This is a genomic window from Aeribacillus sp. JST-2 (assembly GCF_056032925.1).
On record NZ_JBVVUU010000013.1, the window covers coordinates 56349 to 78283 of the forward strand.

Here is a 21935-nt window from a genome sequence, read left to right on the forward strand (position 1 = left end):
CGGGAATTGTTAACTTGATAAACGGATGGTCCGAGTAAAAAAGGTAAGGGGGAAAAGGGGTGCAGAATTTAATAAGAAATTTTTTCATCGCTCTGTCAACAAACAAATTTTTAAATAAAAAAGCAAGAAAATGGGGATTCCGTCTTGGAGCTGAGAAGTTCGTTGCCGGGACAGATATTGACAGCGTCACACTTACAATTAAAAAAATGAACGAACAAGGAATCAGCTGTACTGTTGACAATCTGGGGGAATTCGTATCCGATAAAGAAGAAGCCGGCAAAGCAAAAAGACAAATCATTAATATGTTGGAAAAAATTCATCAAGAAAAACTGGATTGCCATGTTTCAGTAAAATTAACCCAATTGGGGCTGGATATTGATCGGGATTTTTGCCTTGGAAATATGAGAGAAATCTTGGATGCGGCCACCAAATACTGTATTTTTATAAACATTGATATGGAAGATTATGCCCATTTTCAGCCGACAATAGATATTTTAAAATTGCTTTTGAAAGATTATCAAAACGTGGGAACGGTTATACAAAGCTATCTTCGATGTGCGGAAGAGGTTCTTGATAAATTGAAAAATGTTCGCATTCGGATTGTCAAAGGAGCCTATAAGGAAAGTCCGGCAGTTGCGTTTCAATGCAAAACAGAAATCGATCAAAATTTTTTGAAATTGGCGAAAAAAAGACTGCTTGGCAATACATTCACTTCCATTGCAACCCATGACCATCGGATTATTCGTCAATTGAAAAAATTTATTCAAGAAAACAATATTCCAAAAGATCGATTTGAGTTTCAAATGCTCTATGGATTTCGACAGGAAATGCAATATGAATTGGCAAACGAAGGCTATCAAATGACAACGTATATGCCTTTCGGCCGTGACTGGTTCGGCTATTACATGCGCCGTTTGGCTGAACGACCGCAAAATATCAATTGGCTCATCAAAGACGTTTTCCGTCTTACCCGAAAAAAATTGTCTTAAAAAGGAATTTGTTTTATACTGTTTTCACCTGAACAGGCAAGAGGAGATCATCATCGTTAAGAAGCGAGAATTCAGAAATTCTTAAAAAAAGGTTCTGACCGTTTCAAGCAGAATATCAAGCCTGTACAAATTTCTCCATAATAAACACGTTCTTTTCTCCTGTCCTAGCATTTTCTGCGCTGTGGAGCAATCGACCGGAATTACTAAAATTATGCGAAGAAACCCTTTTTGAATGTGGTTGAAAGCACCTTCTTACATCTGAAACAACTTTCGAGTGGAAATAATTTTTCAAAACTGCTTCCAAAATTATTTTTATAAGGGGAGATTCCATGACTGATTATGTTTATCAACTGACCGCTATTTTTCTTTACCTTATCGGAATGGTATTAATTGGATTTTATGCATATAAGAAAGTTCATAATCTTTCAGACTTTATGCTTGGCGGGCGTTCTCTCGGCCCGGCAGTGTCGGCGCTAAGCGCCGGGGCAGCGGATATGTCGCAATGGCTGCTCATGGGGCTGCCGGGAGCCATTTACGCCGCCGGTCTGGTAGAGGCTTGGATTGCCATCGGTTTGACGATCGGTGCTTGGCTCAACTGGAAACTGATTGCACCGCGTCTGCGGGTTTATACACAAGTATCCAATGATTCGATCACCATACCGAGTTTTTTTGACAACCGCTTTAAACAAAATGCTAAATTTCTCCGCATTGTTTCTGGGCTCATTATTTTCGTTTATTTTACCTTTTATGTTTCATCAGGCATGGTGGCTGGCGGAGTATTTTTTGAAAGCTCATTCGGATATGATTATCATGTCTTTCTCTTAGTCGTTGCCACCGTCATCCTCATTTATACTTTGTTTGGGGGATTCCTTGCTGTTAGTTACACAGATTTTGTTCAGGGCACCATTATGTTTTTTGCTTTAATCCTTGTACCCGTGATAGGTTTATGGAAAACTGGCGGCATTCAGGAAACAGTGGAATCCATCCGCCATGTGGATCCGAATCTGTTAAGCTTTACTGCAAATGCAACAGTTTTCAGTGTGGTTTCTTCCTTGGCTTGGGGGCTTGGGTATTTTGGGCAGCCCCATATCATTATAAGATTTATGGCGATTAAAACGGCCAAAGAAATAAAACAAGCAAGAAGAATCGGCATCGGTTGGATGATTTTAACATTGGGAGGAGCAGTGTTATCAGGGTTGATTGGTGTTGCCTATTTTCACCAAAACACCGAAGTAGTTCTTTCTGATCCTGAAGCGGTTTATATTTCCATGGGGCAAATGATTTTTCACCCGTTTATAGCGGGAATCATGTTTGCTGCAGTGCTTGCGGCTATTATGAGCACCGTTTCGTCGCAGCTCATAGTTATTTCATCGGCGTTGGTAGAAGACATTTATAAGGCTGTTTTCAAACGGGATGGTTCCGACAAAAGATATATTTTGCTGGGCCGTCTAGCAGTACTCGCTGTATCGGTTGTTGCCGTTTGTTTTGCATGGGAACAATCAGATACCATTCTCAATCTTGTTGCGTTTGCTTGGGCTGGTTTTGGAGCTGCTTTTGGTCCAATTATTATCTTTGCGTTATATTGGAGAAAAATAACTGGGATTGGTGCACTTTGCGGCATGATTGTTGGCGCTGTAACGGTATTTATTTGGGGGAATTCCGCGCTTTCTGACACGCTGTATGAAATTGTTCCCGGGTTTTTATTAAACGTCCTTGTCACAGTTGTTGTCAGCATTTTTACTTATCAGCCGAATCATGAAATTGAAAAAGAATTTAATGAAACACTCGAACTTTTAAGAAAGGAATAGTTTGGACAAAAAGGGCTGCCGAAGGGCTGCCTTTTTTACAGTTCGCCAAGCAAGGGTACAGTGTCCATCATGAAAACTGCTGATTCTTTTAAGAAAGCCTCCGTTTCCGAAATCTTAACGTATTATTCGTTTATCTATTTTGTTTCCCCAATTCATCGTATAGAGCCCCATCATGTTAGCCATAAAAAATGGAAAATTGGCAAAATGAATTCCAAATAGGTTTCATTTTCAGAAAATTTTTTTTACAATTAATTTAATCTTTTATGATCATTCGAATTGATGTGACAGAGATCACATTCTTTTGTTTAGCTTGTCTGTAACATATGAAGAAAGCATGTATAAGGAGAGGAAGATGTTGCGAGATCAATTGAACCGCCCTTTATTGGATTTGCGCATTTCGGTGACGGATCGGTGCAATTTTCGCTGTGTATATTGTATGCCGGAAATAGAAGGAAAAGAATATTGTTTTTTGAAGCGGGAGCAGCTGATGACCTTTGAGGAAATTTACCGCTTAGCCAATATTTTTGTAGGACTTGGTGTGCGAAAAATTCGTCTGACAGGCGGTGAACCGCTTTTACGGAAAGAGATTGACGTTCTCGCCGGCATGTTGGCAAACATTGAAGGTCTTCAAGATATTTCATTGACAACAAACGGATTTTTGCTAAAAAAGTATGCCGGTAAATTAAAAAAAGCGGGTGTAAACCGAATTAATGTCAGCCTTGATGCTCTCAATGACGAAGTGTTTGCGAAATTAAACGGGAATAAAGCAAAATCGGCCGTCATTTTGGAAGGAATCGAAGAAGCCGTTTCCAATGGCCTTACAGTAAAAGTGAATATGGTTGTAAAAAAAGGATGGAATGATCAAGAAATTTTGCCGATGGCCCGCTTTTTTAAAGAAAAAGGGATCATTCTCCGTTTTATTGAATATATGGATGTCGGTACTTTAAATGGCTGGAAGATGGACGAAGTGGTAACAAGCAAGGAAATTCATGATTTCATTAACAAAGAAATGCCGCTTGAACCGTTGGAAGCTAACTATTTAGGCGAAGTGGCGAAACGATACAGATACGTCGATTCCAAAGTTGAAATTGGTTTTATTTCTTCTGTTTCGCAGGCATTTTGCTCTGACTGCACACGCATCCGCTTATCTGCGGATGGAAAAATATTTACTTGCCTTTTTGCTTCAAATGGCGTCGACATTTTGTCGGTAATGAGAAATGGAGCAAATGATGAAGAACTCAAAAGCATAATTGAAAGGATTTGGTCTAATCGCAGGGATCATTACTCTGAAGAAAGAGGAAAAGCTGTTTCTGCAAAAAAACGAATTGAAATGTCTTATATTGGCGGGTGATGGAAAATGGGTGCCAACGATCATAAAAGGCAAGCAAACGTTTCAGTTCGCTGCAAAGTCATTACAGTTTCCGATACACGAACAAAGGAAACCGACAGAAGCGGTGCGCTAATTGTTGAAATGCTGCAGAAAGAACAGATGGAAGTGAAAGAATACGTAATTGTTGAAGATAGCAAAGAAGAGATACGGTCTGCCATTTTGGAAAGCAATCATGATATTGATATCATTTTATTAAACGGTGGAACAGGGTTTACGAAACGGGACGTAACAGTGGAGACAGTAAAAAGCTTAATTGAAAAAGAAATGGTGGGGTTTGGCGAATTGTTCCGCTATTTAAGCTACGAGGAAATCGGAAGTGCCGCCATGTTAAGTAGAGCATTGGCTGGTGCCATAGGAGATAAAGTCATTTTTTGCATGCCGGGGTCGACGAATGCAGTCCGTCTTGCCATGGAAAAATTAATTCTGCCCGAACTGCGCCATATTGTTTGGGAGATGCACAGGCAATGAAAAACATCATTGGAATCGTCTTGGCTGGAGGGCAATCCAAGCGTTTTGGCGAACCGAAGGCACTGGCCAAAAGAAACGGCAAACCTTTTCTTATGATTAGCGTCGATGCCTTGAAAGAAGTTGCTGATGAGATTGTTGCAGTGATCCGTCCGGAGATCAAAACAGGATTGCCTGAACTCCAAAACATTCCTTATACATATGATTTGAAAATATATAAAGGGCACGGACCGCTTGCAGGAATTTACACCGTGATGTCCCAATACAATTCTGAATGGTATTTGGTCGCACCGTGTGATACCCCTTTTATAAAAGCAGCCGTGTTTCAAAAGCTGGCAGGCTATCTTAACACTCCGTATGAGGCGGTTGTTCCTATCGTAAACGGCAAAACAGAACCGCTTGCGGCCGCATATCATCAAAAAACAAAGAAGGTAATCAAAAGCTTATTAGAGCAAAAAAAATTATCGGTAAAGGAACTGCTTGGCCAAATAAAGGTAAAATATGTAAAGTTTGATGAAGAAAAATTGTTTCTAAATATTAATACAAAAGAAGACTACGAAACTTTTAGCCAATAATAGATTTCTCTTTCTAACAATGAACATTATGTGAAATGTTTATATCCGCATTTATTTTGTGATAAATTGCACACCGATTATCACGCATCATGGGTAAAGTGATGTTATAATCTGGTAAAAGAAGGGAATGGACAACGTGCGAAAACCGATTAAGGTGGAAGAAGCGATTGAACGAGTGATCAATAGAAGCATGGAAGGGGAATGGGAATACGTCCAGATCGAGAAATGTTTTGGACGCATCCTTGGCAAGGACATCATTGCGACGACAGATGTACCTTGGTTCGACCGTTCACCTTATGATGGCTATGCCATTTTTGCTGAATCGACGCAATCAGCGTCATCCCAACAGCCTGTTCAATTGGAAGTGATTGGAACCATCGGGGCAGGAAGTGTCTACAATGATGGCATTCTTCCGAATCAAGCCGTTAAAATTATGACTGGTGCAGCTATTCCAAAAGGGGCAAATGCTGTCGTCATGAAAGAATTAACAAAAGAAGTGAAACGCAATGGCAAAGTGTATGTGGAAATCAAACGGAATATATCGCCCGGTGAAAATTTGTCGCGCATTGGCGAAGATGTCAAAAAAGGAAGCCTGCTAGTTGAAAAAGGGACGATGATTAATCCAGGTATTACCGCAATTTTGGCGACATTTGGCTTTTATCATATTCCCGTTATGAAAAGACCGAGAGTAGCCATCATCGCCACGGGCAGCGAATTGCTTGAAGTATATCAGCCGCTTGAACCCGGGAAAATCCGCAACAGCAATGCTTACATGTTGCAAGCGCAAATTTTAAGAGCACACGCTAAACCGGTTGGATGCGGAATTGTCAATGATTCGTTTGAAAATGTTTTGGCAGCTGTTAAAAACGCCATGGATGTGGCGGATATCGTTGTAACGACAGGCGGAGTTTCAGTCGGCGATTACGATTATATTCCAGCCGTCTACGAATCGCTTCGTGCCGAATTGTTGTTTGATAAAATTGCCATGCGCCCCGGAAGTGTGACATCAGCTGCTGTAGTCGACAACAAATTGTTATTTGGCTTATCCGGCAACCCTTCTGCTTGTTATGTAGGTTTTGAACTGTTTGTCCGCCCTTACATCCGAGCAATGCTCGGGCAAAAACACCGATATTTGAAAAAAATACGTGCCGAACTGGCAGCGGATTTTTTAAAACCGAATCCGTTTACAAGGTTTGTTCGCACGAAACTATCTTATCAAAATGGGAAATTGACCGTCGAACCAATTGGCAAAGATAAATCAAATATTGTCTCTTCTTTGATTGATTCCAATAGTTTGACCGTCTTGCCAGGGGGGACAAGAGGCTATCGAGCGGGAACCGAAGTGGATGTGCTGTTAACAGAAGATGAAGAAGGAGCCCCTATTTGGCAATGTTAATTATGCAAGTTGTCGGCTATCAAAACAGCGGCAAAACTACCATTATCGAAAAATGCGTCAAAGAGTTTGCTTTCCTCGGTATTAAAGTCGGTGTGCTGAAGCATCACGGCCACGGAGGCACTCCCGACGTATATCAAAAAGATTCCGTTCGCCATTTTCAAGCAGGTGCAAAAGTTTCCGCTGTTGCAGGGGAAGGGGCGCTCTTGTTGCATGCAAGGATTGATGAAAGCAAATCTATAATGAAATTCATTGAGCTTTATCAACATTTTTTTGAAATCGAGGTTTTGTTTATTGAAGGGTATAAAAAATTATCCTATCCTAAAATCGTTTGTCTTCGTGATGAAAATGACTTGGATTTGCTTGAACTTCCAAACATTCAAGCAATCGCAAGCAGAAAACCGATGAAAAAGAAACGATCGTTCATCCTCGGTCAGGATGATGACCTGCTAATAAACTGGTTAAAAAATTATCTGCATTTAAACCGATAAAATGTGAAAGGAGGCGTCTTGCAAAAAATGTTTCATATTGTCCGTGAACCGATTAATGTGTCCAGTGTGATCGACCATGTTGTCGACCGTTCTTCAGGTGCTATTGTGACGTTTGTCGGCACTGTCAGAGAGTTTACCAACGGCAAGAAAACATTGTTTTTGCAATATGAAGCTTACGAATCAATGGCGCAAAAAAAATTGGAACAAATCGGCTCTGAAATAAAAGAGCGTTTTCCGGAAGCAAAAACGGCGATTGTTCACCGCATTGGAAAATTGGAAATTACGGATGTTGCCGTAGCCATTGCTGTTTCAACGCCGCATCGCGATGATGCTTTCAAAGCATGCCGGCTTGCAATCGAACGAATCAAGGAAATCGTTCCGATATGGAAAAAAGAACACTGGGAAGATGGCGAAATGTGGGTAGGCAATCAAAAAGGAACTGTTTCATATCAAAATGGCTTTCCTGAGGAGTTGATGGAATGATCCGCCTGTTGCTGTTTGCCCATTTAAAAGAGCAATTGCAAAAAGACGAACTTTTGCTCCCGTACCAAAATATAACTGTTAAACAACTTCGGGACATTTTAAAAAACGACTATTCAATATCGGCATCCTCATCGATCATGGTTGCCGTTAATGAAGAATTTGCTGCAGAGGAGGATGTGATAGGCGATGGAGACGTCGTCGCCTTGATTCCTCCAATAAGTGGAGGGTAAAAGAATGAACTCATTTTCACATCTGAACGAACAAGGACGCGCAAGAATGGTCGATATTTCAGAAAAAGACACAACGGTCAGAACCGCCCATGCCGTTTCCAGTGTTCTTGTTGCAAAAGAAGTGTATGAAAAAATTCGGCAAGGGCAAATCAAAAAAGGAGACGTACTCTCAGTGGCTCAAGTTGCCGGTATCATGGCGGCAAAACGAACTGCCGATATTATTCCAATGTGCCATCCGATCGCATTGACAGCGGTGGACATTCACTTTCAATGGCAAGTTGATGAAAATCGTTATCAATTGGTGATCCATGCATTTGCCAAAACAAAAGGCAGTACAGGAGTGGAAATGGAAGCATTAACAGCTGCCAGTGTATGCGCCTTGACTGTCTATGATATGTGCAAAGCTATTGATAAAGGCATGATCATTGGTCAGACTTATTTGGTTGAGAAAACCGGCGGAAAAAACGGTGACTTTTTCCGAAAAGATTTAAAAAATGGTGATCAAAATGGCGAACACATTGAATGACCAACATTTAGAATCATTAAAAAAGTTGGCTTATTTAAAAGAAAAAGTTAAAAAAGGAACGTTTTTGTTCCAAGAAGGACAAGTCGGCGAAAACTTTTTTGTTGTCTCACGTGGTAAATTTCAAATCAGCAAATTTTCCGGAGACGGAAAAGAATTGTGTCTGCGTTTATGTGGACCGAACGCAGTAATGGGCGAATTAATGATTTTTTCCAATAACGGCCGATATTTATTTAATTGCCGTGCATTGGAAGATAGTGAAGTCTTAATCATCTACAATAAAACGATTGAAAAAGAACTTTTGAAAAATTCGGCGTTTGCTGTTGAGTTTTTAAAAATGATGACGGAACATTTCCGCAAGCAGCATACGAAATTTCGAGACCTTGTATTATATGGAAAAAAGGGCGCACTTTATTCCACCTTAATACGGATGTCAAATAGTTATGGTGTGAAAATTAGCAGCGGAATTTTATTAGATGTTTCAATCACCCATCAAGATTTAGCTAATTTCAGTTCAACATCACGCGAAAGTGTTAACCGCGAGTTAAATGCCTTAAAGTCAAAAGGCATTGTCTCGTTCAAAGGGAGAAAAATCATCATTCATAATCTCGATTATTTAAAAAAGCAAATCAATTGTGAAGATTGTCCAAAATCTTATTGCAATATTGAATAACCGTCAGGAAGACCGGCAGAATGCCGGCTTTTTTTTGCAAATTCAGGAAAATGGGGCAGGCTTCTTTCCATTGAAGGATCGTAAAGGAAACTGTGATAAACTGCCGCTTGTCGACCAAAAGGGAACGGCTTTTTCTTTTATGGGAAAAAGATTTTATCACGTTTTTTCGACATATTTGTGAAAACAGCAATGTTTGTGATGTGTATCACATTTATTTATTTCCGTACTTTTTATAGTGAAAGAAAGGATAAAAGGGATAAAAGAAAAGGAGTGAACAGCGTTGGCAAATGGGAAATCGTTTTTTAAAAAATTAACATATATCCAACCTATTGAAAAATACTCAGAAGGTCATAGCCAGTTATCAAATGAGGATCGTGATTGGGAAAACGTATATCGGAGAAGATGGCAGCACGATAAAGTAGTTCGTTCAACCCATGGCGTAAACTGTACAGGTTCATGCAGTTGGAACATTTATGTGAAGGACGGGATTGTTACATGGGAGGGCCAGCAGCTGGATTATCCAAGTACAGGACCGGATATGCCTGATTTTGAACCTAGAGGCTGTCCGCGCGGGGCAAGCTTTTCTTGGTATATTTACAGTCCGTTGCGTGTCAAATATCCGTATGTTCGCGGCGTTTTATGGAGTATGTGGCGCGAAGCTCTTAGAAAGCATGAAACACCGATAGAAGCATGGAAAAGCATTGTAGAAAATCCGGAAAAAGCAAATCAATATAAACAAGCACGCGGTAAAGGAGGGTTTGTGCGTGCAAAATGGGATGAAGTGCTCCAACTTGTTGCCGCCTCTTTGCTTTATACTGTCATTAAATACGGTCCAGACCGCAACATCGGTTTTTCGCCGATCCCAGCAATGTCGATGTTGAGCTATGCCGGCGGTTCACGTTTCATGTCTCTCATCGGGGGTCCAATGCTAAGTTTTTATGACTGGTATGCCGATTTGCCTCCGGCATCGCCGCAAATATGGGGCGATCAAACAGACGTTCCGGAAAGCAGCGACTGGTATAATTCCGGATATATTTTAACATGGGGTTCAAATGTCCCGTTGACAAGAACACCTGATGCCCATTTTTTGGCTGAGGTTCGCTATAAAGGGACAAAAGTTGTTTCGGTCAGTCCCGATTATGCGGAATCAACCAAATTTGCTGATGAATGGCTTAGTGTAAAACCTGGAACGGATGGTGCATTAGCCATGGCGATGGGGCATGTTATTTTAAAAGAATATTATGTCGATCGTAAAGTCGATTACTTTATCCATTACGCAAAACAATATACAGATTTCCCTTTTTTAGTGACGCTGACAAAACAGAAAAACGGACAATTTGTTCAAGACCGCTTTTTAAATGCAGCGGATGTTGGACTGGAGACAAAGAATGGTGAATGGAAACCGCTCGTTTGGAATGAAAAAACCGAAATGTATGCCATTCCAAATGGAACAATCGGTTCCCGCTGGGAAAATAACGGAACATGGAACTTGAAACTCGAGGACGAACAAACAGGCGAAGCAATCGAACCGCTCTTGTCTTTCCTTGGAACTGAAGATGAATTGGCAACAATTCAAATACCTTATTTTTCTGTTGAAGGAAATCATATTTTGCATCGAAAAGTTCCGGTAAAAAAACTTAATACAAAAAATGGAGAACTGTTTATCACGACCGTTTATGATTTAGTGTTGGCCAATTATGGCGTTGACCGCGGCATAGGCGGCGATGTCGCCAAAACGTATGATGAGAATGCAGCCTTTTCTCCGGCTTGGCAAGAAACCATTACAGGAGTAAACAGGGAAAAAGCAGTTCAAATCGCCCGCGAGTTTGCGGAAAATGCAATTGAAACCAACGGCCGTTCGATGATCATTGTCGGCGCTGGGATCAATCATTGGTTTCATTCAGATATTTTATACAGAGCCGTTTTAAATCTTGTGTTATTTGTTGGAGCTCAAGGCGTAAACGGTGGAGGCTGGGCCCATTATGTCGGGCAGGAAAAGCTGAGACCTGTAGAGGGTTTTCAAACGATTGCGATGGCCCGTGACTGGCAAATGCCTCCAAAATTGCAAAACGGAACGTCTTTCTTTTATTTCGCTACCGATCAATGGCGTTATGAAGAGTCATCGGTGGATGGTCTTGTTTCTCCGTTGCAGGATAAAGCGAGATACCACCATCACGCTGACTACAATGTGCTGGCCGTGAGACTCGGCTGGCTGCCCTCTTATCCGACTTTTGAAAAAAGCGGAATTCAGCTGTACAACGAGGCTATTTCATCAGGAGCGAAAACATTGGAAGATATCAGAAAGTTTGTTGCCAACGAGCTTAAAGAAAGAAGACTAAAATTTGCTATTGAAGATCCGGATCATGAAAAAAATTTTCCCCGCAATTTAATTGTTTGGCGGGCAAATTTAATTTCCAGCTCAGGCAAGGGGCATGAATATTTCTTGAAACATTTGCTCGGTGCTGCAAACGGATTGTTAAATGATGACGGCGATTCGGTGCGGCCTTCGGAAATTAACTGGCCTGAAAAAGCTCCGGAAGGGAAATTGGACTTATTGGTCAATTTGGATTTTCGCATGGCTGGAACGGCGTTATATTCTGATATTGTCCTTCCAGCCGCTACTTGGTATGAAAAACATGATTTAAGCAGTACTGATATGCACCCATTTGTACACCCGTTCAATCCGGCCATTGCTTCACCGTGGGAAGCACGCACCGATTGGGAAATTTTCAAATCATTAGCAAAAGCCGTTTCAGATCTGGCAAAAGAATTGGACATGAAGCCGGTTAAAGAAATTGTGGCAACACCGCTGCAACACGATACACCGCAAGAAATGGCACAGCCGTTTGGAAAAGTGAAAGACTGGAGCAAGGGCGAAGCGGAAGCTATCCCGGGGAAAACAATGCCGCAATTTCATGTTGTGGAAAGAGATTACACAAAAATTTTTGAAAAAATGATTTCCCTAGGATCGAATGTAACAGCCTCACCTTATGGTGTTAAAGGGATTAACTGGTCTGTTGAAGAGGAGTATGAAAAATTGAAAAAAACGTTAGGAACAATGAAAGAAGGGATTGGCGCAGGCATGCCTGATATCAGTGATGCTAGAAAGGCGGCTGAAGCCATTTTGACGCTCTCATCCACGACAAACGGGCGCATTGCAGTCAAGGCTTGGGAATCTCTTGAGAAAAAAACAAACATGCCTTTAAAAGATTTAGCTGCTGAAAGGGAAGAAGAATGTTTTACGTTTGCACAAATTACGACCCAACCGAGAACTGTGATCACTTCTCCTGCATTTAGCGGCTGCGAAAAAGGCGGAAGACGTTATTCGCCGTTTACAACAAATATTGAACGGCTTATCCCGTTTCGGACATTAACCGGGCGCCAGTCGTTTTATATAGATCATGAAATCATGTTGGAGTTTGGCGAAGCGATGGCAACTTATAAACCAACATTGCAGCATAAACCGTTTCAAGAAAAACGACCTGAAGCGGAAGGAAAAGAAATTACATTGAACTATCTAACTCCACACAACAAATGGTCGATCCACAGCATGTTTTTTGATTCTCAACCGATGCTTACTTTATTCCGCGGCGGTCCAACCATTTGGTTAAATAAGGATGACGCAGCTGAAGCGGATATACAAGACAACGATTGGATCGAATGTTTTAACCGCAATGGCGTTGTGGTCGCACGTGCTGTTGTTTCCCACCGAATTCCAAGAGGAATGGCATTTATGCACCATGCCCAAGATCGCCATATTAATGTTCCTAGTACGAAATTAACAAATAACAGGGGAGGAACACATAATAGTCCAACAAGGATTCATGTGAAACCGACGCACATGATTGGTGGTTATGCTCAGCTGAGCTACGGTTTTAACTATTATGGTCCAACGGGAAACCAGCGCGATTTAAACGTCATCATCCGCAAATTGAAGGAGGTAGATTGGCTTGAAAGTTAAGGCGCAAATTGGAATGGTCATGAATTTAGATAAATGCATCGGCTGCCATACGTGCAGCGTTACATGCAAAAATACTTGGACAAACCGCCTAGGTGCAGAATATATGTACTTTAACAATGTCGAAACAAAACCGGGCATCGGTTACCCGAAAAAATGGGAAGATCAAGAAAAATATAATGGTGGATGGGAATTGGATGAAAATAGGAATCTGCGATTGAAATCCGGTTCCAAAACAAAGCGGATGCTCAACATTTTTTATAACCCGGATTTGCCGACGATTGATGACTATTATGAACCATGGAATTATGATTACGAAACATTAACGAACAGTCCTGAAAAAAAACATCAGCCTGTCGCCCGGCCAAAATCAGTTCTGACGGGGGAATATATGGAAGTGAAATGGGGGCCAAACTGGGAAGATGATTTGGCCGGCGGCAACGTGACAGCACTGGAAGATCCGAATGTCTTAAAAATGGAAAACTCCATTAAGTCCGAATTTGAAGATGTCTTTATGATGTATTTGCCGCGCATTTGTGAACATTGCATCAATCCGTCCTGTGTTTCGGCATGTCCTTCCGGTGCTATGTATAAGCGGGAGGAAGACGGAATTGTTTTGGTTGATCAAAATGCATGCCGCTCATGGAGATTTTGTGTATCCAGCTGCCCCTATAAAAAAGTTTATTTTAACTGGAAGACGAATAAAGCGGAAAAATGTACCCTTTGTTTTCCTCGAATTGAAGCAGGTTTGCCGACTATTTGTTCGGAAACATGCGTTGGCCGCATTCGCTACATTGGCGTCATTCTGTATGATGCCGACAAAGTAAAAGAAGCGGCAAGCGTAACAGACGAGAAATCATTGTATGAATCGCAATTGTCCATTTTCTTAGATCCGAATGAACCTGAAGTCATTCAAAAAGCAAAAGAGGAAGGAATACCGGAAGAATGGATCGAAGCTGCTCAAAAATCGCCTATTTACAAAATGACGGTTGAATGGAAAATTGCTCTTCCACTTCATCCTGAATATCGCACGCTTCCTATGGTTTGGTACATTCCGCCGCTAAGTCCGATTACGAATATGATTGAAGGAAAAGGAAGCAAAGCACATGATATGGACATTTTCCCGGCAATCGACCAAATGAGAATTCCGATCGAGTATTTAGCCAATTTATTGACGGCAGGAGATCAAGAACAAATTCGCACCGTTTTGAAAAAAATGGCTGCAATGCGGATATATATGAGGGCATTGCAAACGAATAAAGTGCCAAACGAAGAAATGATCAAATCGCTCCATTTGACTGGAGAAGCGGTGGAGGAAATGTATCGGCTGCTGGCTATAGCCAAGTACAATGATCGATTTGTTATTCCACATTCCCATCGTGAACAAGTGGCCGACTTATATAACGAGCAAGGCGCATGCGGCCTTTCTTTTGCTGGAGGCCCCGGCGCATGCGGCACACTTTCATGAAACGGAGTTGATTGGCTGTGCAAGAACCATTTAAAACGGTTTTTCAGGTGCTTTCGTATTTATTAACCTATCCTGATGACATGTGGTATAAAGGGCTGCATGATTGTCTTGAAGCAAAAAAATACATGCCGGAACAAATCTGCGAAAAAATGGAGCATTTTATCGATGCTATTCGGAAAATGGATGAAAATGAAAGAATTCAATCTTATGTTGACACATTCGATTTTGGAAAAAAAACAAATTTATATGTCACTTATCACAATTTGGGAGAACAGAGGGAGCGCGGCTTCGAGTTAATAGCATTAAAACAGGCTTACCAAAAAGCAGGCTTTGAACCTACTGAAAGAGAACTTCCCGATTATCTGCCGCTAATGCTCGAATTTGCATCACTGGCCGAGGAACACCAAGTTGCTTCGATTTTTGGGAAATATTTACAAAACATTCGCGATATTCAGCAAAGATTAATAGAGGCTGAAAGTATTTATCAAGAAATTTTGCACGCATTATTGCTTGTCCTTCGAGAAATCGGCATCGGGAGAAAGGGGTGAAAAAATGCTGGAGCAATTTCTTTGGGGCATATTCCCTTATATTGTTTTTACGGTCTTTATCGGCGGCCATTTTGTTCGCTACCAATACGACCAACTGGGTTGGACGGCTAAATCAAGCGAATTTTTGGAAAAAAAAGAATTACGTATCGGCAGTTTGTTATTCCACTGGGGAATTTTGATTGTAATGGCAGGACACGTTATGGGGATCTTGATTCCGGCATCATTTTATGAATCAATCGGCATTTCTGAAGCGATTTATCATAAAATGGCCATACTATTTGGCATCCCGGCCGGAATCATATCGTGCATCGGATTATTCATTTTATGGAAACGACGGTTATTTGTGAAGCGAATTCGGGTGACAAGTAGCAAAACGGATATGCTTGTGCTCTTTTTATTGACAGTTGTTATAATGAGCGGTTTATCTTCGACAATATTAAACATTGATTCAAACGGCTTTGATTACAGATTGACGATTGGACCATGGTTTAGAAGCATCTTCTTGTTGCAAGCTGATCCTTCTTATATGGCTGATGTACCAATTTGGTTTAAAATCCATATTGTTTGTGCTCTTTTCATTTTCATTGTTTGGCCTTTCACCCGATTAGTTCACGTGTTTAGCATTCCTTTTCAATATTTGCTCCGCAGTTATGTTATATATCGAAAACGATCTTCAAAACAACATCTAACAAAATAGACATCATATCCAGCTGCCATTTCTGCAGGCAGCTGTTCTCTTATTTTGCCAAAAATGTTCTCTTAAGGGGCAATCTTAACTTATAATGAAGTATCATACGCAAAAACTATGATTCTTTAGGAGGGTAAGAAATGTGAAAAGGAAGAAAATGTTTGTTATTTTTATATTGATGATCCTCATTTTGGCAGGCTGCAATCCTCCAAAGCAGGAAAAGGTAGAGTTGACGATTTCTTCTGCGGCAAGTTTAAAAGATTGTATGCAGAAAATAAAAAAATCCTTTGAACGTGAGCATCGGAATATCCATTTGTCATTGAATTTTGGCGGTTCAGGTACTTTGCAAAGGCAAATTTTGCAAGGAGCGCCAACGGATCTGTTCATATCGGCGGGGAAAGAACAACTTAAACCGCTGAGAGACAAAGGATTCATTAAGAAAGAAACAAATCTTGCCGGCAATGAGCTAGTTTTGGTTGTGCCTAATGACGCAAATCAAGTTGCCGATCATCTGGAAGATTTAGCAGCAGTGCACATTAAGCGGATTGCTATTGGTACGCCCGGGGCGGTTCCAGCCGGAACATATGCAAAAGAAGCGCTGCAAAGTGTACATATTTGGGACAAGATTGAACCTAAAATGATTTATGCAAAAGATGTCCGCCAAGTGCTGGCATATGTAGAAACGAAAAATGTTGATGCTGGCATTGTGTATCGAACAGATGCCAAGAAGTCCAAAAAAGTGAAAATTTCGGCTGCCATTGACCCAAATACACATTCCCGAATTGTCTATCCGATGGCGATGATGAAACGGACAAAGCACGCAGATGAAACGGAGACATTTTATCAATTTTTGCAAGGGGAAAAAGCAATGTCGATTCTTAAAAAATTTGGATTTCAGCAGGTGAACTAATGTGGTCGATTTTTGGCCGCCGGTCATTTTATCGTTAAAAACTGCTTTTGTCTCCGTGTTGATTGTGTTGATTACTGGTGTTTGCTTAGGCAAATTGATGGCACGAAAGCGATTTAGAGGAAAGTCTTTCATCGAAACTGCCTTGTTATTGCCGGTCGTATTGCCTCCTTCTGTTGTTGGATTTTTACTGATCATCGTGTTCGGCAGAAATGGTTGGCTTGGCAAGACGCTGGAATGGCTTTTTGGCCAGCCGATTATATTTAGTTGGTGGGCAGCTGTCATCGCATCTTCAGTTGTTGCTTTTCCATTGATGTACCAATCTGCGAAAAATGGTTTTGAAGCGATTGACAAGGAAATTGAGGACGCTTCTAGAGTGGAAGGGGCTAATGAATGGAACGTGTTTGTCTATGTTTCCTTGCCGTTAGCAATGAAATCGATCGTATCAGGTTTCGTGTTAAGTTTTGCGAGAGCATTGGGAGAATTCGGAGCGACTTTAATGTTTGCCGGGAATATTCCGGGTAAAACACAAACCGTGCCAACAGCGATTTATGTCGCAATGGATTCAGGAAATATGAAAATGGCTTGGCTTTGGGTGATCACCATGGTGATGATTTCTTTTTTTATGTTAGTTTTTGTGGCCATTTTTAATAAACGGATCGATTTTTAAATGGTTTTTAGAGAACAAAAGCAGAAGTCATGAAAAGTCTTTAGCCTATATGGCAATCATATACGTATAGTATAAAAGGAAGGAAGAATCCGTAATGTTTCAAATCAAGCGATTAAAATATAAACAGATTCTTTCAATAGAAGAGCTCGAGATCAAAAAAAATCAAGTAACATGCATTATTGGTCAAAGCGGTTCCGGAAAAACGACATTATTAAAAATGTTGAATCATTTGCTTTCTCCAGATGAAGGGGAAATTTATTATAAAGGGCGCTCTGTCTTTGAATGGGATCCCATCAGACTAAGGCGGGAAGTTGTCATGCTTTCTCAGCAGCCGATAGTATTTGCCGGGAATATTCGTGAAAATTTAAATATTGGAAGAATTTTTGCAGAGAAAAAACGATGTGACGATCATTATCTCATTCAGGCATTAAAATTGGTGAATTTGGAGAAAAAACTAGAGGAAGATGCCGATTCCTTATCAGGCGGCGAAAAACAAAGACTTTCTCTTGCTAGGGTATTTTTAATGGAACCGGATGTGTTTTTGCTGGACGAGCCGACATCAGCATTAGACAAAGGGACAGAGGACGAGGTAATGAACTCCTTCCTCACAGAAGCAAGTAAGAAAGGAAAAACGGTCGTAATGGTCACGCATTCAGTGGAAATGGCGGAAACATATGCTGACAAAATTATTCAAATTCAAAAATAAGGGTGATGGCACATGGAAAACGGCGTCATTAATATTGAATTTTGGAGACTGATTTCCGCTTACTTGTTTATTGTTATTTTATTATGGCTGACAAAAAGAAGGGGAATCAACAGGGAAAAAAGAATTATCATTGCAACCATCCGCATGTCTGTGCAGCTAATGCTAGTCGGATACATATTAATGTTTATTTTTGATCATCCGTCGCCTTGGATTGTTTTCCTGATCATTTTCTTGATGGAATCGTTTGCAGTTTATAATATTTACAAGCAATTAGACACACCATTAACAAAAAAATTAAAATTCGTCATTGCTTTTTCCATGATTGCTGGTTCTATTGCATGCTTGTTTTACTTTAATTTAGTTGTTATTCACTTTAAGCCTTGGTATGAACCACGTTATTTCATTCCAATTGCCGGCATGTTTATCGGAAATTCCATGACTGGCATCACGTTGGGAATGAAACAAATGGTCGAAAATTTTTCAAAGCAAAAACATATCATTGAAGGAGCATTAATGTTGGGAGCAAAGCCGGAAAAAGCGACGAAAGATATCGTCAACTCTTCCTTTGACTCCGCCATTTTGCCAACGATTAACAACATGATCGGAATGGGAATTGTCTTCTTGCCGGGAATGATGACGGGGCAAATTTTAGCGGGGGCAAGCCCTTTAGTTGCAATTGAATACCAAATCGCCATTTTAATCGGCATTGCCGGCAGTGTCGGCATCTCTTCATTTTTAGCGCTGCAATTCGGCTATAAAACGTTTTTCAACGATCGAGTTCAGTTTTTACCAAATGAGAAAAATGAGAAATAGGGAGCAAAAGGGGCGGGGGACGCCAAATATTTAGCCGCCTGCTTGCCCGATTTGTTTGCAAGCGGAACAGATAAGCTTGAACAAAAAGTTATACATAAACATATTATGTAAACTAAAATATTATAAAGTTACTTTCTTGATTTTTTAGGAGGGAGAATATGAAAAAAGAAAATGCAAATTATCGAACTGATGGTTCCGTTATTATTAAACGCTCCCCGGTCAGTAGAAGATTTAAAAAACCTTATCGTTTCGAACATTCTTTAAATAAAAATATTTCGACGCTAAACCAGAGAAATTAGAGAGTCAGAACCAATTGGTTTCAAAACCTTTCATGAACTGGTAAGACTTAAACAGTTACCCCAAAAAATTTTTTTCTTCGGAAAGCAATCAATTGGAACGAAATGAATTTATATTTTTTTACTCGATGCCCTCCATTTTTCATTTTCTGTCTCATTACTACAAGTAATCTTCTTTTTGAGATATTCCATCTACTTAACTTCCTATAATATATATTATGTAAACTAAATTATTTGTTCGTAATGTTAGGGGTTCTTCCCTTCAAGTTCCTATAAAAACAATTATTAGGCACTTCCTCTTCTAAGTTCCTCATAATTTTTCGTCAGTTTTTTGTTAAACGAATTATCTTAGACGATAATGTATCCCGCATATTGTTTATCGACTGCAAGATGAACAATGGTTCCAATTTCATTTGGCTCTTTGAACGAGATTTGATCTTTTATCATGAACTTCGCATTTCCAACTAAGATTTCTTTTCCATTGACTGTTACCTGAATCCCGTGTCCAGAGATCTCATTATAACCTTGGATAGCCTCTTCTTTAATCACTTTCCCATATGCGCTTCGAATAGATTGGACAATAGGATGGTAGGAATGAACTTCTGCAAACGCTGCATATTCTAACAATTCTTCTTTAGACATCGTACCCATTGGAAGCCGTCGCGAAGCGTTGCGTGACTTAGTCAAATTCCTTGGAAAGAAACGCAAAAAATTTACTAACTGACCTATTCAACCATGTGAATAGGTCAGTTTTTATGTGCGCCTGGCATGGGTGTAATCTATAGGGTGCAAGTCCCGAACTGTGAAGGCAGAAGTAACAGTTAGCTTAACGCAAGGGTGTCCGTGGTGACGCGGAATCTGAAGGAAGCGAGCGGCAAACTTCCGGTCTGAGGAACACGAACTTCATATAAGGCTAGGTATCATTGGATGAGTTTGCATAACAAAACAAAGTCCTTTCTGCCGAAGATGATACAAAGTAAATGAAGCAGATATATGGAAGGAAAGATTACATTCTTACCCAGGGAGGTCTGATGGATACGTGAAGTACTCTTCATAACCTATTTAGTGATAAATAGCCGAACCATCAGAAGTCAGCAGAGGTCATAGTATTAGTTGGTCTAGAACAACTGAGAAGGACCGAACAATTAAGAGAGAATAGCCCTTGGCATTCAGTGTGTCATGATGAACACAGAAAACGTAGTACCTCACTTGAGGAAGGAAGCGGTGAATCCCGTGTGGGTCCTCTTGGAGGGTGGAGTGACCACTGGCATAAAAAAAAAAAGACAAGCTATTCACGGAAGGAGAATAACCATGCTTTTGAATCAAATCCTGTCACGGGAGAATATGCTTCAAGCATTAAAACGTGTGGAACAGAATAAAGGAAGCCATGGAGTAGATATGATGCCTGTACAAAGCCTACGAAAGCACATGGTCGAAAACTGGTTGTCTATTAAAGAGGCGATTCTCAAGGGTACTTATGAGCCAATGCCAGTCCGCAGAGTCGAAATCCCGAAACCTGACGGCGGCGTCCGCTTATTAGGTATTCCTACCGTAACAGACCGTTTGATTCAACAAGCAATAGCTCAAGTACTATCAAGAGTATATGACCCAACATTTTCCGAAAACAGTTATGGATTTCGACCAAATCGAAGCGCCCATGACGCTGTTAGGAAAGCAAAGGAATATATGAAAGAAGGATATCGTTGGGTTGTAGATATGGACTTGGAGAAATTCTTTGACAAGGTAAACCATGACAGACTAATGAGCACACTCGCAAAGAGAATCCAAGATAAACCATTACTCAAACTCATTCGTAAATATTTACAATCGGGTGTCATGATAAATGGTGTGGTATCGAGCACAACAGAAGGAACTCCACAAGGAGGGCCATTAAGTCCTCTACTTTCAAACATTGTGTTAGATGAACTAGACAAAGAGTTAGAAAGAAGAGGTCACAAATTCGTTCGATATGCGGATGACTGTAACATTTATGTGAAAAGCAAACGTGCAGGAATCCGTACTATGGCTAGTATTAAGCGATTCATTGAAGGGAAACTACGGCTGAAAGTGAACGAAAAGAAATCAGCAGTCGACCGTCCATGGAAACGCAAATTTCTAGGATTTAGTTTTAGCTTTCATAAAGAACCAAAGGTTCGCATCGCAAAAGAAAGCCTTAAACGAATGAAGAATAAAATTCGCGAAATAACATCACGTAAGATGCCTTACCCAATGGAATACCGTATTCAGAAATTGAATCAGTACTTGATGGGATGGTGTGGATATTTCGCATTGGCCGATACCAAATCTATATTCAAAGATTTGGATGGATGGATTCGCAGAAGGTTGCGAATGTGTTTGTGGAAAAGTTGGAAGAAACCTAAGACAAAGATACGTAATCTCATTCGACTTGGTGTACCAGAATGGAAAGCCTATGAATGGGGAAATACTCGAAAGGGTTACTGGCGTATCTCGAAAAGTCCAATATTAGACAAACCCCTTGGAATCTCTTATTGGAGAAACCAAGGGCTGAAAAGTCTAGAAGCACGTTATGAATCCTTGCGTCAATTATCTTAATTGAACCGCCGTATACGGAACCGTACGTACGGTGGTGTGAGAGGACGGGAGTTAATCACTCCCTCCTACTCGATTGATATTTACTTATAATAAATCTCTTGTTCTTGATGCAGCAATCAAAAATATTTATTAATGTTAACTGAATTCGGACTCTATACAATACAAAAATCTTTTTCAACAGTGTTCTCTTGTTTGTATCCGTCCGAGCCCTGTTTTTTGCAAGCAAAAAGTGCAGAGAATTGCAAGAAAAAATACATAGGCTTGCCGGCTCAATGAATTTACCTTTC

Annotated in this window: 20 protein-coding genes and 1 pseudogene; 20 read left to right on the top strand and 1 reads right to left on the bottom strand. The window is 40.5% G+C overall.

Annotated features, from left to right (window positions below):
- Positions 1-59 precede the first annotated feature (59 nt).
- From AC0KTX_RS09040 to AC0KTX_RS09130, 19 genes are all read left to right on the top strand, one after another.
- Positions 60-989, top strand: a complete 930-nt coding sequence (locus AC0KTX_RS09040; RefSeq protein ID WP_340881532.1) for a proline dehydrogenase family protein — start codon at positions 60-62, stop codon at positions 987-989.
- 329 nt (positions 990-1318) lie between these two features.
- The gene (putP, locus tag AC0KTX_RS09045; RefSeq protein ID WP_340881530.1) at positions 1319-2797 is read left to right on the top strand and encodes a sodium/proline symporter PutP; all 1479 of its coding nucleotides are present in this window, start codon (positions 1319-1321) and stop codon (positions 2795-2797) included.
- Positions 2798-3149: 352 nt separating this feature from the next.
- Positions 3150-4148, top strand: a complete 999-nt coding sequence (gene moaA, locus AC0KTX_RS09050; RefSeq protein WP_474251895.1) for a GTP 3',8-cyclase MoaA — start codon at positions 3150-3152, stop codon at positions 4146-4148.
- Positions 4149-4154: 6 nt separating this feature from the next.
- Entirely contained in the window at positions 4155-4655 is a 501-nt protein-coding gene (locus AC0KTX_RS09055; protein WP_340881526.1) for a MogA/MoaB family molybdenum cofactor biosynthesis protein, read from the top strand.
- On the top strand, positions 4652-5227 hold the full coding sequence (locus AC0KTX_RS09060; protein ID WP_474251896.1) for a molybdenum cofactor guanylyltransferase: 576 nt from the start codon (positions 4652-4654) through the stop codon (positions 5225-5227). Before AC0KTX_RS09055 ends, AC0KTX_RS09060 begins: the two co-directional genes overlap by 4 nt.
- A 127-nt stretch (positions 5228-5354) precedes the next feature.
- Positions 5355-6623, top strand: a complete 1269-nt coding sequence (locus AC0KTX_RS09065) for a molybdopterin molybdotransferase MoeA (protein WP_340881522.1) — start codon at positions 5355-5357, stop codon at positions 6621-6623.
- On the top strand, positions 6617-7111 hold the full coding sequence (gene mobB, locus AC0KTX_RS09070) for a molybdopterin-guanine dinucleotide biosynthesis protein B (RefSeq protein ID WP_340882510.1): 495 nt from the start codon (positions 6617-6619) through the stop codon (positions 7109-7111). Before AC0KTX_RS09065 ends, mobB begins: the two co-directional genes overlap by 7 nt.
- Before the next feature lie 27 nt (positions 7112-7138).
- A complete protein-coding gene (locus tag AC0KTX_RS09075) occupies positions 7139-7594 on the top strand; it encodes a molybdenum cofactor biosynthesis protein MoaE (RefSeq protein ID WP_340882508.1) in 456 nt (151 codons plus the stop codon).
- On the top strand, positions 7591-7824 hold the full coding sequence (gene moaD / locus AC0KTX_RS09080; RefSeq protein ID WP_340881520.1) for a molybdopterin converting factor subunit 1: 234 nt from the start codon (positions 7591-7593) through the stop codon (positions 7822-7824). The genes AC0KTX_RS09075 and moaD overlap by 4 nt, the downstream gene beginning before the upstream one ends.
- Positions 7825-7828: 4 nt before the next feature.
- Positions 7829-8350 (top strand): cyclic pyranopterin monophosphate synthase MoaC, encoded by a 522-nt coding sequence (gene moaC / locus AC0KTX_RS09085; protein WP_340881518.1) that lies wholly within the window; start codon positions 7829-7831, stop codon positions 8348-8350.
- The gene (locus AC0KTX_RS09090; RefSeq protein ID WP_340881516.1) at positions 8331-9020 is read left to right on the top strand and encodes a Crp/Fnr family transcriptional regulator; all 690 of its coding nucleotides are present in this window, start codon (positions 8331-8333) and stop codon (positions 9018-9020) included. Before moaC ends, AC0KTX_RS09090 begins: the two co-directional genes overlap by 20 nt.
- Before the next feature lie 280 nt (positions 9021-9300).
- A complete protein-coding gene (locus AC0KTX_RS09095; RefSeq protein WP_474251897.1) occupies positions 9301-12981 on the top strand; it encodes a nitrate reductase subunit alpha in 3681 nt (1226 codons plus the stop codon).
- On the top strand, positions 12971-14446 hold the full coding sequence (gene narH / locus AC0KTX_RS09100; protein ID WP_340881512.1) for a nitrate reductase subunit beta: 1476 nt from the start codon (positions 12971-12973) through the stop codon (positions 14444-14446). Before AC0KTX_RS09095 ends, narH begins: the two co-directional genes overlap by 11 nt.
- Before the next feature lie 17 nt (positions 14447-14463).
- On the top strand, positions 14464-14994 hold the full coding sequence (gene narJ, locus AC0KTX_RS09105; RefSeq protein ID WP_340881510.1) for a nitrate reductase molybdenum cofactor assembly chaperone: 531 nt from the start codon (positions 14464-14466) through the stop codon (positions 14992-14994).
- 4 nt (positions 14995-14998) lie between these two features.
- Positions 14999-15691: a respiratory nitrate reductase subunit gamma gene (narI, locus tag AC0KTX_RS09110; RefSeq protein ID WP_474251898.1), complete on the top strand. Its 693-nt coding sequence runs from the start codon at positions 14999-15001 to the stop codon at positions 15689-15691.
- Positions 15692-15824: 133 nt separating this feature from the next.
- Complete coding sequence (modA, locus tag AC0KTX_RS09115; RefSeq protein ID WP_474251899.1) at positions 15825-16592, top strand: molybdate ABC transporter substrate-binding protein; 768 nt, start codon at positions 15825-15827, stop codon at positions 16590-16592.
- Between the two features lies 1 nt (position 16593).
- Positions 16594-17259 (top strand): molybdate ABC transporter permease subunit, encoded by a 666-nt coding sequence (modB, locus tag AC0KTX_RS09120; RefSeq protein ID WP_474251900.1) that lies wholly within the window; start codon positions 16594-16596, stop codon positions 17257-17259.
- Between the two features lie 94 nt (positions 17260-17353).
- Positions 17354-17965 carry an ABC transporter ATP-binding protein gene (locus AC0KTX_RS09125; protein WP_474251901.1) on the top strand — a complete coding sequence of 204 codons (612 nt, stop codon included), beginning with the start codon at positions 17354-17356 and terminating at the stop codon, positions 17963-17965.
- A 12-nt stretch (positions 17966-17977) separates the two neighbouring features.
- The gene (locus AC0KTX_RS09130) at positions 17978-18778 is read left to right on the top strand and encodes an ABC transporter permease (RefSeq protein ID WP_340881500.1); all 801 of its coding nucleotides are present in this window, start codon (positions 17978-17980) and stop codon (positions 18776-18778) included.
- Positions 18779-19425: 647 nt separating this feature from the next.
- On the opposite strand, the pseudogene AC0KTX_RS09135 reads toward AC0KTX_RS09130, so the two are convergent.
- Positions 19426-19722 (bottom strand): annotated as a pseudogene (locus AC0KTX_RS09135) (heavy metal translocating P-type ATPase); the annotation flags it as partial.
- Between the two features lie 663 nt (positions 19723-20385).
- Here AC0KTX_RS09135 and ltrA point away from each other — a divergent pair.
- A complete protein-coding gene (gene ltrA, locus AC0KTX_RS09140) occupies positions 20386-21648 on the top strand; it encodes a group II intron reverse transcriptase/maturase (RefSeq protein ID WP_474251904.1) in 1263 nt (420 codons plus the stop codon).
- The last annotated feature ends 287 nt before the right edge of the window (positions 21649-21935 follow it).